A 15,790-nucleotide genomic window follows, 5' to 3' on the forward strand; every position below is an offset into this window, starting at 1 on the left:
GAGAAAAGGTTTTTGATTCTAGGGCTAAAAAAATCTCCAAAATCAGCGTATCTAATTAGCGTAAATCAGCGGGTAAAGATTTTTTGAAGATAGAAGGAACAAGATTTTACTAGGTGACGTGTGATAGTCGATAGCCAATTTAATACCATAGCTGACAGCCGACGACTGATGACTGACAGCCATAAAAATAATTAAAATGCAAACCTTTCTTGATCAAGCTGCTGAACATATTTATAAACAACATACGCTCAATCAGATGAGTCGAGTTTGTATCGTTATCCCTTCACGCCGTGGGGTTTTGTACTTCAAAGAAGCCTTAGCCAGACTTTCCGATAAGCCCTTTTTAGCCCCTGATGTATTGGCAATTGATGATTTTGTAAATACAATGACGGGTGTCCGACAGATAGACCAAGTAGCACTACTGTTTGAACTCTACGATGTTTTTAAAGAAATAGATACGAATGTAGTTTTTGAAAGATTCATGACGTGGGCAAGTACCCTGTTGAATGATTTTGATAAAATAGATCAATATCTAGTAGATGCTAAAGCCCTATTTTCATACATGACAGAAGCCAAAGCCTTAGAGCGTTGGCAGATGCAATTAGGGGAATCTCAAAGAGAGAAAAACCTAAAAACTGACCGTACTGACCGTTATTTTAAGCTATTTGAAAACATCTATTCAGTTTATCTCAATTTGCGTCAAAGGTTAAAAGACAAAGGACTGCATTATCGTGGGATGGCGTATCGGGAGTTAGCAGAAAATGTTGATAAATATATTCTGGAAAAAGAGCGCCACACAAAGTATTATTTTGTGGGGTTTAATGCCCTGAGTGATGCCGAAGAAGCCATCATAAGGACGTTACTGAAAAGAAAAAACTTTGCCGAAACGCTGTGGGATTCGGATACATATTATTTATACAACAAAGACCAAAGGGCAGGAAATTGGCTTCGTCAATATAAAAATGGCGATGAGAAAAACGGTAAGACACCACTCTTTAATGAAGAATGGAAATGGCAGTCGGAAGAACTATTGAAGGGCACAAAGAACATTCAAATTATAGGCGTTTCTAATGCTAGTGTACAAGCCAAAGTAGCGGGAGATATTTATAAAAATTGGCAAAATTCAACTAATCTTACTGCTGATGACAAATCGCAAACAGCCATTGTGTTGGGCGACGAGAATCTGTTAGTACCCGTGATGAATTCTTTAGATGAATCCGTCAAAGATTTCAACATTACGATGGGACTTTCTTTGCGGAACTCCATGCTTTTTACCTTGATAGATGCCCTTTTTGAGCTACAAAGGAATTTAGTAGAATTTAAAACAGAAGATGATGAAACAGTAAAAATTCCAAAATTCTCGCATCGACAAATTGTAAGAGTACTAAATCATCCTTTCTTGAGGAGGTATGAGTTGGTAAAGTTTCAGGTTCAACAAGGGGAGGTTCAAAACGAAAACCCCATCCGCAAAACCCTAAGAGAAATCACTGAAAGAAATCGTGTTTTTTTAAGCTCTAAAGAACTATTAGAAATTGCGGAAAATGAACCACTGTTCACTACAATTTTTAAACATTGGTATAACAAGCCCAAAAATGCAATTAAGTGTTTTTACGAATTAATCGACTTATTAAGGGATGTTTACAGGGATAATCAAGATGCTATTGAAACAGAATACCTTTATCAGTTTTACCTGATTTTGCAGAGAATGGAAGTAATCATGCAAGAACGAGGCGAAACCGTGAGTATCCGTAGTTTCAAAACATTCTTGTATGAACTGATTAAACAAACCAAAATTCCTTTTGAATCTGAAACAGACGAAAGTCTACAAATCATGGGGATGTTGGAAACACGTACCCTTGATTTTGAAAAGGTAATTATACTGTCGGTTAATGAAAAAACATTACCGCAAGGGAAACGTCAAAATACGCTCATTCCCTTTGATGCCCTAAGTGACCCACAGTTCAATTTGCCGACACACAACCATGCTGATGCCGTAATGGCTTATCACTTTTTTAGGCTGTTACAACGTGCTAAAGAAATAGTATTAGTGCATGTGTTACCGTCTGATACCTATGGAGCTGGCGAAAAAAGCCGTTTTATCTTACAGATAGAACACGAATTAGCCAAATTGAATAAAAATTTAAACATTACTTATCCAACCGTAAAATTTATAGGATTAGGAGAGTCGGAAGAGGTAGAAGAAACCCCTTTGCTCATTCAGAAAACCGACGATATTCTGGCATTTATCGAAAATGAAATCACTGATAAAGGCATTTATCCTTCTCAGCTCAACCAGTTTCTAGATTGCTCTTTAAAATACTATTTTACACGCATTGCAGGTATCAAGCAAGAAGAAGAGGTTGAAGAAAAAATAGGCGTTGATACATTTGGTAACTGGGTGCATAAAAACTTTGAGAACATCGATAAAAACTTTGTCGAGAAAGGAAGTACTATCGAGAAAGAAGGTTTACAAATAGTACTGGATAACATCGATGACTATTTAAAACAAGCCTTTATAGAGACGAATCAGGGTTTGAAAGTAGATGATGGCATGAACTTTATTTTATACCAAATTGGTGAAACCATTGTTAAGAAATTTATTAATTATCAATTAACCAACGAGCTTTTCCCGATTGAACTATTAGACGTAGAAAAAACACTAAAAGTAAGTTTCAATGCCAATGTAAATGGCAAAGAATTAGTAGTGAAAATAGCAGGAAGAATAGACCGATTGGATAGGGTGTCAGGTAATAAAATCAGGGTAATTGATTATAAAACGGGTAAAGTAGAAGCCAAAGATTTGCTCATGAAACCCGAAGATTTTGAAGAAAAGCTACTAGGAGATACTGATAAAGACAAATTTCGCCAGCTTTGGCTGTATAAATACATGGTGCTGAAACAGATGCTTTCGGTAAAGGGATTAACCATCAGAGGCGTAAAATTACCAGAGGATGCCAACGAAGTAAGTGCTGGCATTTATTCGTTCCGTAATATAGATGAAGGATTGTTAGAACAAAAAATCAATTTTACGCTGGGAGAAACAGCACAGGAGTTTGTGATAGAATCGGAAAAATACCTCAATCGTTTTGTCAATGAGTTATTAGACCCCGTAAAACCATTCGAAAAAACCAAGGATCAAACCAAATGTGAATACTGTGATTATCGACGGATTTGTGGCAGGTAACAACATCAAAAAGGTAGGGTCGTATGCAATACGACCTCTCTACGACCTTACTAGCAAGGAAACAATTTATATGATACCAAAAATGACGAATGCAATTCGTCACTACTGAACTGTCCCCTTCAAAATATTTCCCAATTATTTTTCCTTCTCTTGTGATTTTTTCACCATGTTGTACACTAATACAGTATCATCAATAAAAAGGATAACATCTTAGTGGACAAAAAGGAAACATTTATCAAAGCAATAAAAGAGAATGAAGGATTTATCTTCAAAATTGCTGCTGTATATACCAATAATACAGACGATAAGCATGATTTAGTACAAGAAATCATTTACCAGCTTTGGAAATCGTACGACTCTTTTAATCACCAAGCAAGTCTGAGTACATGGATGTACAGGATTGCGTTGAATGTAGCAATTTATCAATTAAAAGTCTCGAAAAGAAGAGTTTTGACTGTCCCCATTGATGGTTATTTTTTGGATAATCAAGACAATGATGATAGTGATACAGAAGAACAATGGCAAATATTTAGACAACTAATTGATAGCCTGAATTTATTAGATAAAGGTATTATAATGCTCTATTTAGAGAATAAAAGCTATGAGGAAATTGCTGAAATTATTGGTATTTCAGTGAGCAATGTAGGCACAAAACTTTCAAGAATTAAAGAAAAACTAAAAGCACAAATTACTAAACAACGATAACAATGGAATTAGATGATTTAAAAAACACTTGGGAAAAGGCAAATAGTCCATCAGAAAAACAACGTTTAACCCCTCAAATCATAGACCAAATGACACAGCAAAAATATGACTCGAAAATGAAGAAAATTGCTTATCCAGAAATAGCAGGAATCGCCATTTGTTTAATTGGCGGAGCTTTTATAGCCATCAACTTTTATAAATTAGATACTGTTTTTTTACAAGGTGTCGGTGGTTTATCAATAATGCTATTACTAACGCTTTGTGGAATTAGTTTGTTAAGTTTACGACAATTCAATATATCCACAGATATCAATAAGCCTTACGCAGAAACGCTTAAAATATTTGCTAGTCAGAAAATGCAATTCTTCAAACTACAGAAAATCAATGTAACGTTGTGCTATTTATTGTTGGTTACAGTAATCATTTTATTGTCTAAACTCTTCAATGGTAAAGACATCACAAACAGTAAATATTTTTGGATATTCTCCTTTACGATTGGCTATATCTTCTTATTATTTTACTCGAAATGGGTAGCTAAATTTTATCAGAAAACATTAAAAGAGACAGAAGAATTATTGGCAGAGCTATAACTCTTTTTCAGCATCGGGCTGTTAAATCATATTTTTATTCTTAGCGAGCGACTTAAGTCGCTCGCTAAGAATAAAAATAGTAATAGCATTACTATTTCAATAAGGTAGTATGCTATACGACCCATAATTAATTTGTCTCCCTACAAACTCAAATTAATACCAGCCTGTAAAGCATTGCTTCGCATATACGTTTTTACTTCTTGATTTTGTACCCACGAATTAAATGAATTTTGGGTTGAACCTTCTATATGCAAACCCAATCTTGGAGCAAATTGCCAGCGAATACCCAGGCCAGCTCGAATACCAAACACAAAATCAGAAGCATTTTCAAGATGACCATCGGTGTAGCTAAATTTAGCTTTTTCCGCTAATGCTAAAGACGACATCAGCATCATTCGAGAATCGTTTGCTATATAAGTATAAGAGGTTTGTCTTTGAAAAACAAAATCAGCAAGTGCATATAGTTGAAAATTGATGTATTTTTTCTTTTTACTTTTAAAGGATATAATATCATTCTGAGTGGTTAATGCCAAGCTATAAGTCTTCATCGTATGATTTTCAAACAAGAATACGTCTCTTGTGGTATCTAAAGTATTAGGCACTTTTGTAACAAAACCATCAAACCTATCAATAGGAATATTAACTGTACCAGTTGGCAAAACTGCACTATAATATTGCATACCATTTTTGGTAGTTAAATTTATTTTAGGCGACACCCACAAACTACTCCAAATAGGTAAATAAATGTATGGAGCACCCACATCATAAGTATTGTATGCCAAACTTATGCCCATTCTTGATCTTTTTGTGAGTTTCCACGCAACGCCAGCTTTCAAATTATAGGCTGTTCCTTTGTCAGGATATTGGGTAGTGCCTATTAGGGATTTATCAGATTTTAAAGTCCATTCATTCCAGAGTTTACCATAATCGAATGAAAAGATAGGGTGTTTTAAACTGAATTTAGAGCCTGTATCTTCAGATTTATCCTCATGTTTGTCTAACCCTTCATCAGTCAACGGTTGAATGGGACGAATTTTACCAATAAGGTTTTTATTGTTTTTCGTTGATAAGTCATTCAATTTTAGGTCTTTATGGATGATTATATTCAGATTGTTATTAGCTACCTTGTTGTCTGTAGTAAGTATTGCGGTATTGTTATTGTCAATTGCTACAGATGATGAGTTTGTGGTACTGTTAGTTTTATCACCATCAACTTTAGTTGAATACAATCTTGTATGAGTTGCTGGCTTTCTATAAACCGTAGACTTGACAGCTTTTTGCTTCTCTACATGATTAACAAAACTAACTAAACTACTTGTTGAATTTTCAATATCATTCTTTTCAGATTTACCCTCATTAGCTATGTTGCTTGTGCCTACTTTTTCATCTTTTGAGTTAGCTAATACTTGTGTTGTATTTATTTCTTTACCAAGTGAAGTAATCTCTTGATAATTCGCCTTCAATGTTTCATTATCATCTGTTAAAAACCAGAAAGCGATACCAGCAGCAATGATAAGTCCCAATGATAAGATAGTATATTTAAGCAAAGGTGTTATACCTGCGTTTTCTTTACCAATGGTTTCGGTAGCGATACTACTCCAAAGGTTTTCGGGCGGAGGAAAAGCTTGATTTTCAAGAGACTTTTTGAAAAAGCTATCTAATTTATGTTCTTGGTTATTTTCCATTGTTAGTCTTTATTTCGTTACCCCCGATAATTTTTTCTGTAAAATTCTTCTAGCATCTGCTAAGTTAGATTTAGAAGTACCCTCGCCAATGCCCAATTGTTCAGCGATTTCTCGGTGTTTCAATCCTTCAAAAACATAAAGGTTAAACACCAATCTGTATGATGGTGGTAATTCTTGAATGAGTTGTAAAATTTCTTGGCTTGATAAATAACCTAGGATGTCATCATCGCTTTCTAGGTCAAAAGTCTCCTCATGGTTGTTTATCGTTACCTGCTTCCACTTGGTTTTGCTTCTGAAATACTCTAAGGCAGTGTTTACCACTATTCGTTTTGCCCACCCTTCAAAAGAACCTTCATTTCTGAAATTTTTTAGTTGGTGGTAAATCTTGATAAAACTTTCTTGTAAAATATCCTTAGCTTCGTCTTTGTCAGCCGCATAACGCAAACACACGCCAAACATTTTTGGCGAAATAACTTGGTAAATCTTCTCGAAAACAAGATGATTTCCCTCTTGAAATTGTTCTATGTATGATGAGAGTTTATCAGGCATAATTTTAAACGAATAGCTAAGAAATCGATTTCTAAAGATAAGATGGATTTTGTGTAGAAAAGGTGGGGTGGAGGAGAGAATTTTTTTTGAGATAAAAGACGCTAGATTTAAGACTTTAGATACAAGACTAAAGAAAGCGAATTACAGATGAATGAAAATAACATTAAGACTAAAAAATTCTCCAGAATCTGCGTATTAAATCAGCATAAATCAGCGGGTAAAGATTTTTTGAAAGAACTACTTTATTGGTCATGATTTTTTGCCCGCAGATTTACAGAGATTTGAATCACAGATTTACGCAGATTTTTCTAACGTCCTAAAGTCCCCTAAAATGCAACTAATTAAACCAACCCGCTACTTTCCGAATGAATTAATGGACAAACTTCGCCAAACTGGTGATGAAATAGCTGATAATATCATTCTACAAGTATTTCAGCAAACCGAGATGGCAGGGCTGCGTCATTTTTTCCAATGGCTCAATACTAACGAAACAGAATATTCTTTAGCAATTGTCAACGAATTCGTAAATCAGCAACCCATTTTACCAGACTTTGCTAATTGGAAAATGATGCAAAAAGGCATGAAGTTTTTTCAAGAAAATCAAGAACGTATTAGTATTATGTTGGCTTGTTTGGCTTTGCCGTATTGTTATGCAGGAGCAGATGGTGCAAGAGTGTTAGCAAAATCACAGCGGATTCAAACAGATACCCTAAAGCGACTAGAAGAAACAGGTGACTTTATATTTACCGTAATGCAAGAAAAAAACTGGCACAATGGTATTGCTTATCGTAAAATATTAAAGATAAGATTAATGCACGCCACCATCCGTTTTTTTTCAACATATCATGGAATATGGGATAACGCATGGGGAAAACCTGTCAATCAAGAAGATATGGCTGGTACAAATGGAGCTTTTTCATACATCGTTATCAGAGGTTTAAGGAAGTCGGGGAAAGCACCCGAAAGCACAGAAGCCGAGGCCTATTTGCATGTATGGAATGTAATTAGCCATATCATGGGCGTACAAAAAGTATTAATCCCTAATAACCTTAGAGAAGCCTTTACGCTAGACAAAGTAATTGCCAAGCGCCAGTTTCGGTCGTCTGAAGAAGGTAAGTTACTTACCAAAGCCCTTTTACAAACCTTAGAAAGCTTTGTGCCAAATACGTTGTTAAAATCATTTCCAGCAGCACAAATGCGTTTTTTATTGGGCAATGAAGTAGCAGATTTATTAGGCATTCCTGCTGTTCCATTTGAAAGTAAATTGATACCTTTTATTCCTAGCAAGGTATTATTTAAGAGTTCAGAATAATATTAGCAGAAAGTTGACACTTGCCTCACTTGGCGTAGTGTTCATACACTACGTCAGTGTGTACTGCAATGTTACATTGCAAAAATGCAAGGCCTTTTATAATTATGTTCAAGTTGTGTACTCATACCACTATCCTTTGTGGACTAGGTGTAGCCTTCTAAGAAGGCCTGACACACTGACGTAGTGTATGAACACTACGCCAAGCGAGGTCATTTATATTTATTATAATGTTGTTTAATCTCATTCTAATGTTTTTTTATTAAGCGATTTAGTGATTTTTTAAAAGTCAATCTATAATCTCGTATATTATTTGTTAAGGTCACTAAGTCATAAAGTCTTGAATCTAAAGTCTAGCGTCTACTAGTCCTAAAGTCCCTCCACATATTTTTTGAAATTATCAATCACCGCTTGTGTAAAAGCTTCTTGATCAGGGATAGGCGTTTGGGCTTCTGGGTCGAAGTTTTCAATTAAAATCGTTTCATCGCCATTTGACTTGAATATATTTACAACTTTTCGACCATCAAATAAAGTAGATTTAATGTATTCGTTGATAATTACTTTGTCGTAGATACCCGTAAAATTGAAGGCTACGCTACCATCTTTGGTTTTCATTTTGTAGATAAATGTTCCATTATCTTTTAAATCTAGCGTTACACTGGTAGTTTCCCAATCCTCCGAAGGATTATTCCATTGAATAATATCGGCTGGCGTTGTCCAGCATTTCCAAACCTTTTCTATGGGGGCTTTGATACTTGTTTGTACAGAGAGTGCTTCCATCTTTTAATGATTAAGATTTAATTATTTTTATCAATCAAGAAAATTCAAATAAGTTTTACTTGTTAAATAGATACCAAATTTATCTCAACACTATTCAAATTAAGAAAATAAACACAAAAATGCTAACACCACAATTAAGTTCAACCAACAATCCACAAGCTTTAGTATTTTGGAGTGTGAAGGATTAGAAATACTTATTTAATAAAGTTGCGGATGTAGCAAGCTAACAACTCGAACAACGTGTTATACAATGCCTACTGTTGAAATTGCAGGTACTCGTTATCCAGAAAAAACAATGGGTTTTGTAGATAAATAATATTTTTTAGTATAAAAAGAACAGAAAGTCCTTTCATTGATTTGAGAGGACTTTCTGTTTTATTATCTGTTCAAACCCCACAGGTTTGCATTGGTTTACGTAGATATTTTTTACTTTTATCTTACAATACCAAGATTCAATATTATTAAACGATGAACATCAACATAAATCAATTTGAACAGAATACTTATGATGCCATAGTAGTGGGCTCGGGAATTAGTGGGGGGTGGGCTGCTAAAGAACTTTCGGAAAAAGGATTAAAGGTTTTAGTACTAGAACGTGGGCGAAATATTGAGCACATCACAGGCTATAAAACTGCCTTAACTGACCCTTGGAATTTTGAGCATGGTGGAAAAGCCCCTTTAGATATTATTGCCAAACACCCTATTCAAAACCGCACGGGGTTTACCATTACAGAGTCTACTCATGAACATTTTGTGAATGATTTAGAAAATCCATACATCGAAACCAAACGTTTTGATTGGATTCGTGGCTATCATGTAGGCGGACGTTCATTAATGTGGGGACGTGTTTCGTTACGTTGGAGCGATATTGATTTTGAAGCAAATTTAAAAGAAGGTATCGGGGTAGATTGGCCAATTCGGTATAAAGACATTGCACCTTGGTATAGCTATGCCGAAAAATTTGCAGGAATATGTGGTACACGAGATGGACTGCCACATTTACCCGATGGCGAATTTCAACCACCGATTGAATTTACCTGTGCCGAAGAACATTTCGCAAAAGAAGTCCACCAGAAATTTCCTAATCGTTATTTGATTCACGGTCGTGGAGCACACATTACTAAGCCTACAGCCGAACAAGCTGCGTTAGGGCGTGCTTCGTGCCAGTCGCGTGATATGTGTATGCGTGGTTGTCCGTTTGGGGCTTATTTCAGCTCGCAAGCTGCTACTTTACCCGCGGCTAAAAAGACTGGAAACCTTACAGTACGTCCGCATTCTATCGTGAATTCTATTATTTATGATGAACAAAAAAAGAAAGCAAAAGGCGTAAGAGTAATTGATGAACAAACGGGAGAATGGCATGAGTTTTTTGCCAAAATTGTGTTCTTAAATGCCTCCGCATTGGGTTCTACCTTTATCTTATTGAACTCTGTATCCAACCGCTTTCCAAACGGAATGGATGATAGCGGACAATTAGGGCATAATTTGATGGATCATCATTTCAGAATTGGTGCTTGGGGCGAGATAGATAAATTTAAAGATAAATATTACAAGGGTAGAAATCCAGTAGGAGGGTATGTACCTCGTTTCCGAAATATTGGCTCAGATAAGCGTGACTACTTACGTGGCTTTGGCTATGAAGGGGGAGCAAGAAGATATAGGCAGTCGGGAGGAGAAACAGAATTTGGAGCGGATTTCAAACACAAGCAAACACAAATAGGCAATTGGAGCATGGATTTAGGAGGCTTTGGTGAATGTTTGCCTTATTATGAAAACAAGGTCGAACTGTCTAAGCAAATTTCGGATAAATGGGGACAACCTGTTTTAAAAATGGATGCTGAGTTTAAAGAGAATGAAAAGAAAATGCGTGTGGATATGAAAAATGATGCTGCCGAAATGCTGGAAGCCGCAGGATTCAAAAATGTAAATAGTTATGATGATATTAGTTACCCTGGGTTAGGGATTCACGAAATGGGAACTGCCCGAATGGGACATGACCCTAAGACTTCGGTGCTCAACAAATGGAATCAGGTTTGGGCTTGTAAGAATGTATTTGTAACAGACGGTGCTTTCATGACTTCGGCATCTTGTGTGAACCCATCGCTTACTTATATGGCCATGACTGCCCGAGCGGCTGATTATGCGGTGAAAGAATTAAAAAAAGGAAATTTATAAACAATCTAAAATCAACCAATGAAAACAGTTCAATTGATTGCAGGCTTACTCGTTTGCCTCGTGTTCAGTAATAAAACTTTCGCACAGGATGCTCCTAAAAAAGGGATAGAGATTCTTTCATATAACCACGTGGGTTTGGCAGTAAAGGATTTGAAAGTAAGTGCAAAGTTCTATCGAGAAATTATCGGATTATCGCCTGTAGATGTGCCAGATAACCTATTGGCTATAAGAAGATGGTTTAAAGTAGCCCCGGGGCAAGAATTACACCTATTATTAGGTAGAGAGCAACCTGTAGCGAATAATGATAAAAATGGTGCACATTTTTCATTATCAATTCCTACAAATTCTGCCGATGGTATTGAGGCTTTTTTAAAAGCAAATAATGTGGCTTATCATAGACAAATGCGTTTTGATGGTGCGTTCCAAATCTACGTTACCGACCCTGATGGTTATGTAATAGAATTGAATGAGCCGAAGAAATAGATACAAATGCAGTCGCTCGCTTCAAGCGAGTGACCATTATTAAAAGGCTTCCAGCCTTTATTATTTTTTCGGCTGGAAGCCTCATAATAGTCGTCACTCGCCTGAGGCTAGCGACTGCATATAATGGTCACTCGTTTGAAGCGAGCGACTGCGGTTGTATTACCTTTGACTAGTTTTTATGGGCGAAAGTGGGCAAGCACTGCTATACAGATAATAAGCAGGGTCTGTGACTATACCAGCCGCTACAGGATTGTTGTGAATATAATCTACTTTTTGTTGGGTTACTTTCTGAGAATATAATTCAATGGGATAATTTGTTTTTTGCCAAAACATAAACTCAGCATTTTGTGCATAGCGATTAGCAAAAAACTTAAACATATACATCATCCATTCTTGCCTACTTTCTTCTGGATTCGCTTGAATCAGTTTTAGAATTTCTTTGGCTGAATAACTCTTAAAGTCTCGTAATAAATCGCCCAATCGTAATGCATTATTTCTCCTACAAATTAGATGGATATGACTTGGCATGATTACATATTCAAAGATTTCTAAATCTTTGTGAGCCTGACAATACTTTAAATTTTTAATGATTTCTTCAGTATAGATTTGTCGTGTGAAAACATCAATCCAACCTACTACGGAGAGCGTTATGAAATAAGTAGCATAAGGAACGTTGGCTTTTCTTAGTTCAGACATATTAGTGTTTTTTTTAGGGGTAGATTTAGGCTAGAAGCCTTTTAATAGTAGTCACTCGCCTGAGGCGAGCGACTGCTTGTTTACCTTTCTTAGAAGTTTGGTTTCAACAAATACTTAGCGTAGAAGTCATCAATCACTTTTACGGCATCCGTCGGATTATCTACTAATGAAATCAAGTTTAAATCATCTGGATTAATATTTCCTTCCGAAATCATCGTTTCTTTTACCCATTCTAATAATCCACTCCAATACTTTTTGCCTACCAATACTACAGGGAAACGCCCTATTTTTTGCGTTTGCATCAACGTAAGCGATTCAAACATTTCGTCTAAAGTACCAAAGCCACCCGGCATAATGATAAACCCTTGAGAATATTTTACAAACATTACTTTACGAACAAAGAAATATTCAAAATCAATACTCTTATCACGGTCGATGTAGTCATTTGGTTTTTGCTCAAAAGGCAATTGGATGTTTAACCCTACAGATTTCCCACCTTGTAATTTTGCACCTTTGTTAGCAGCCTCCATCAGGCCAGGCCCACCCCCAGTAATTACGCCATAACCATGGCGAACTAGCTTAGAGGCAATTTCTTCAGCCATTAAATAATAAGGATTTTCGGGTTTTGTTCTTGCCGAGCCAAAAATAGAAACACATGGACCAATCTTTGCTAATTTGTCTACTCCCTCTACAAATTCAGCCATAATCTTGAAAGTTCTCCAAGATTCTTCAGAATGAATTTCTGCCCAAGTATGGTCAATAAACGCTTTTTTAATCTTATCATCGTGCGTCATTAGTTTCTCGCTCTCTCTGTCTGTCATAGCTTTTCGAATTTTAATCGTTAAAAAATATTGATACTTCCGTACCTTTGTTAATGAATAAGTTGAAGTAACGAAAAAAAACGTTAGATTTTACAAATACATACTTTTTTATGGAATTTATCAAGAAAATCGTCATCGGTGGTGACCATGCAGGGTTTGAATATAAAACCGAATTAATAAAATTTTTAACAGCCGAAGGCTACGAAGTAAATGATTTTGGGCCTTATAGTGATGCTTCTTGCGACTACGCAGACTTTGCTCACCCAGTAGCATCAGCCGTAGAAAACAAGGAATATACTTTTGGTATTTTGTTGTGCGGTAGTGCCAACGGAGTGGCTATTACGGCTAATAAACATCAAGGAATTCGTGCAGGATTGGCTTGGAACGTAGAAGTTGCATCATTGATACGTCAGCATAACGATGCTAATATCCTGTGTATTCCTGTTCGCTTCATGAGTTTAGCAGATGCTATTGAAATTACAAAAGTGTTTTTCTCAACTGAATTCGAAGGAGGAAGACATAAAACTAGGATTGATAAGATACCTTGTTAACCTCATCCCCCAGCCCCTTCTCCTTCAGAGAAGGGGAGCAGATTTTAGGGTCTAAAGCTCCCCTCTCTGAAGGAGAGGGGCTGGGGGTGAGGTTGTTAGACGTTGATTTAAACCTATTTCTATCAGCTTTACATTTTCATCCAAAGATTTAAAGAGAGCCTAAAACTTATGTATAAACCGTAGCTCCTTCAGAGATGGGGTGACCTGCATAGGGTAATCCATATATGAAGTTGACTTTTGGGATTAAAAAGTAGTTTCCAATCTTAAAATCTTTTGTGAGAATCTCCCCTTCTCTGAAGGAGAAGGGGGCGGGGGATGAGGTTTGCTTTTAATTCAACTCATAAACACCATTCCCAATCGCATGATATTTGCGGGCTAACACAGGTATTCTTTTGAATAACTTCGGTGTTAGATTTACCTTATCAATAATTACTTCTGGATAATCTTTCTCGAAATTGCTTAAAATATTAATCACATTATTATAGTTATCCAGATTCTCCAGTTCGTATTTTGCTAAACTCCAATTGATATAAGGCGTAGCAGCAAAATTATTTTTGTACTCCTCCATACCATCGCCAAAAACCAGTATTTTTTTATTGCTTAGTTTTATCTCAGGCTCTTCCTTTAGTTTCAAGTTTTTCAGTTGTACAAAAGTTTCTACCCCTTTGAAATATACTGCTTGATAGTGAATCAATAAAACAGCCGAAAACAACGCCAAGCATGTTAGCTCTGCCAGCCAAGCCCTTTTGGTATTATTAAAAAAACTAACGGTAAAAAATGCGATAGCAGGTACAAAAATGATGAATTGCATAGGTGCCAAGAAAGGCATCAAACCAATAGATACAACTCCAGCGATGGCCCAAATCATCATTACTTGTTGACAACGAATCTGGTAGTTGTTGAACCCAACGGCATTTACCAATCTTAGAAAGCCTAATACGCCAAAAGTAAAAGGAAGAAGCAAGGTGGCCAACAAACTTCGGAAGTCATTCAAATCATATTGACGAAGTTGTAATACAGAAGAAATAAAATTTCTAGAGAAAGCGTCATACGTACCATTCAGATAGAAAAATAGTGCAGTAAGTAATAAAGGGAACAAAAAGCCGAATATTGATAAAGAGTGCTGGCGCAACGTAGTACCACTAAAGAATAATAATGAGGAGGTCGCCCACAAAATAAATACCCCTGCTGGAGGATAAAATAAAGTAGCAAGTCCTATAAAAAAGCCAATTTCAAATACTTCATCGGTTGCTTGTAGACGGTTCATTTGTTTAACCAATGTACCTAACGACAGTAATACGAAGGTAGTAGCCATCAATACTGGTGACAGTGTACAGCAGTCGAACGATATGTTCATAAAAAGTAAATAGAACAAACCTGGCAGGTAATTCCTTTTCGCAAAGAGGTCTCTGTTATTGACCATTACGTTGAAGTAAACAGCTTGAAAGTAGGTAAGTAGCAAAGCCACAATTTGGTAAACAGACTGCGAACGTCCAAAGAGTCCGTCGATTCCTGCATATACCAATGTAGAAAGCGGAGCAGTGTTATCCCAGATTTCAGAATACATTACAAAGCCTTTGTTGATTTGCTCGCCAACCAACATCCATTGCAATTCTGGAATCAGTTGTGGCAAACCTACCAAATACACGGGCATTCGGATAAGGATTAGTAAAATCAATAAACTAAAAATTTGATAGACAGCGTTTACTTTAAAGAAACTGAGCATATTTTGTTAAGGTATTCAAGTTTTTCACGAATTTACGGTGAATCCAATAATTATTCCGAAATTTGTGAGATTATTGAAGAAGAGCATAAGAAGTTTATGCAACGGCGCAGATGATGATTATAAGTATTTGCAGAAATTAACATTAAAATGGAATCGAAAAGACAACAACAATTCGCTAAATTAATTCAACAAGATTTGAGCGACATTTTTCAAAAAGATATGCGTACAACTTTCGGAAAGGCATTTGTAACGATAACAGACGTTAAGATGACTCCCGATTTAGCAATAGCAAGAGTATATCTAAGTTTTATGCTAGCTAACGATAAAGCAGGTTTATTACAAGACATTCGTGAAAAATCTAAGCATATTAGAGGGATTTTAGGAAACAGAATTCGTAATCAAGCAAGGATTATTCCAAACCTTGAATTTTTTATTGACGATACGGCAGAATATGCTGCCCAAATGGATGCCTTAATTTCTGGTCTTGATATTCCACCTTTGAAAGAAGGAGAAGAGATAGAGGAGTAGAAAGTTGG

At 36.2% G+C, this 15,790-nt stretch carries 14 protein-coding genes; 8 read left to right on the forward strand and 6 right to left on the reverse strand.

Translation table 11 applies throughout. The features are described from left to right. Positions 1–196 precede the first annotated feature (196 nt). The 3 genes from AC07N0_RS13470 (at position 197) to AC07N0_RS13480 (ending at position 4,479) form a co-directional block, all read left to right on the forward strand. Entirely contained in the window at positions 197–3,184 is a 2,988-nt protein-coding gene (locus AC07N0_RS13470; protein WP_494589588.1) for a PD-(D/E)XK nuclease family protein, read from the forward strand. 213 nt (positions 3,185–3,397) lie between these two features. Beyond that, positions 3,398–3,889, forward strand: coding sequence for an RNA polymerase sigma factor (locus tag AC07N0_RS13475; protein ID WP_494589589.1), 492 nt, complete (start codon positions 3,398–3,400; stop codon positions 3,887–3,889). 2 nt (positions 3,890–3,891) lie between these two features. Then, a complete protein-coding gene (locus AC07N0_RS13480) occupies positions 3,892–4,479 on the forward strand; it encodes a hypothetical protein (protein ID WP_494589590.1) in 588 nt (195 codons plus the stop codon). 140 nt (positions 4,480–4,619) lie between these two features. Here AC07N0_RS13480 and AC07N0_RS13485 read toward each other — a convergent pair whose 3' ends face one another. Both AC07N0_RS13485 and AC07N0_RS13490 read right to left on the reverse strand, forming a co-directional pair. Then, positions 4,620–6,164: a hypothetical protein gene (locus AC07N0_RS13485; protein ID WP_494589591.1), complete on the reverse strand. Its 1,545-nt coding sequence runs from the start codon at positions 6,162–6,164 to the stop codon at positions 4,620–4,622. A gap of 9 nt (positions 6,165–6,173) precedes the next feature. Then, complete coding sequence (locus AC07N0_RS13490; protein ID WP_494589592.1) at positions 6,174–6,713, reverse strand: RNA polymerase sigma factor; 540 nt, start codon at positions 6,711–6,713, stop codon at positions 6,174–6,176. A gap of 331 nt (positions 6,714–7,044) precedes the next feature. Between AC07N0_RS13490 and AC07N0_RS13495 the strand changes: the two genes are divergently transcribed. Then, positions 7,045–8,025, forward strand: coding sequence for an oxygenase MpaB family protein (locus tag AC07N0_RS13495; RefSeq protein ID WP_494589593.1), 981 nt, complete (start codon positions 7,045–7,047; stop codon positions 8,023–8,025). 366 nt (positions 8,026–8,391) lie between these two features. On the opposite strand, the gene AC07N0_RS13500 is transcribed toward AC07N0_RS13495, so the two are convergent. Continuing rightward, the gene (locus AC07N0_RS13500; protein ID WP_494589594.1) at positions 8,392–8,802 is read right to left on the reverse strand and encodes an SRPBCC domain-containing protein; all 411 of its coding nucleotides are present in this window, start codon (positions 8,800–8,802) and stop codon (positions 8,392–8,394) included. A gap of 468 nt (positions 8,803–9,270) precedes the next feature. On the opposite strand from AC07N0_RS13500, the gene AC07N0_RS13505 reads away from it, so the two are divergent. Both AC07N0_RS13505 and AC07N0_RS13510 read left to right on the forward strand, forming a co-directional pair. Next, positions 9,271–10,977: an FAD-dependent oxidoreductase gene (locus AC07N0_RS13505; protein WP_494589595.1), complete on the forward strand. Its 1,707-nt coding sequence runs from the start codon at positions 9,271–9,273 to the stop codon at positions 10,975–10,977. 18 nt (positions 10,978–10,995) lie between these two features. Further along, positions 10,996–11,460, forward strand: a complete 465-nt coding sequence (locus AC07N0_RS13510) for a VOC family protein (protein WP_492803204.1) — start codon at positions 10,996–10,998, stop codon at positions 11,458–11,460. A 159-nt stretch (positions 11,461–11,619) separates the two neighbouring features. Here the strand turns inward: AC07N0_RS13510 and AC07N0_RS13515 are convergent, their stop codons facing one another. After that, positions 11,620–12,156 carry an REP-associated tyrosine transposase gene (locus AC07N0_RS13515; RefSeq protein WP_492803206.1) on the reverse strand — a complete coding sequence of 179 codons (537 nt, stop codon included), beginning with the start codon at positions 12,154–12,156 and terminating at the stop codon, positions 11,620–11,622. Between the two features lie 89 nt (positions 12,157–12,245). Continuing rightward, on the reverse strand, positions 12,246–12,977 hold the full coding sequence (locus tag AC07N0_RS13520) for an LOG family protein (protein ID WP_492803208.1): 732 nt from the start codon (positions 12,975–12,977) through the stop codon (positions 12,246–12,248). A 110-nt stretch (positions 12,978–13,087) separates the two neighbouring features. Between AC07N0_RS13520 and rpiB the strand changes: the two genes are divergently transcribed. Further along, positions 13,088–13,528, forward strand: a complete 441-nt coding sequence (rpiB, locus tag AC07N0_RS13525) for a ribose 5-phosphate isomerase B (RefSeq protein ID WP_494589596.1) — start codon at positions 13,088–13,090, stop codon at positions 13,526–13,528. Positions 13,529–13,856: 328 nt separating this feature from the next. Here rpiB and AC07N0_RS13530 read toward each other — a convergent pair whose 3' ends face one another. Beyond that, positions 13,857–15,254, reverse strand: coding sequence for a hypothetical protein (locus AC07N0_RS13530; RefSeq protein ID WP_492803212.1), 1,398 nt, complete (start codon positions 15,252–15,254; stop codon positions 13,857–13,859). Positions 15,255–15,401: 147 nt separating this feature from the next. Here AC07N0_RS13530 and rbfA point away from each other — a divergent pair, with 147 nt between their 5' ends. Next, entirely contained in the window at positions 15,402–15,782 is a 381-nt protein-coding gene (gene rbfA / locus AC07N0_RS13535; RefSeq protein ID WP_309921334.1) for a 30S ribosome-binding factor RbfA, read from the forward strand. Positions 15,783–15,790 lie beyond the last annotated feature (8 nt).

The sequence above is a fragment of the Arcicella sp. GW821-FHT09D11 genome, assembly GCF_059416265.1.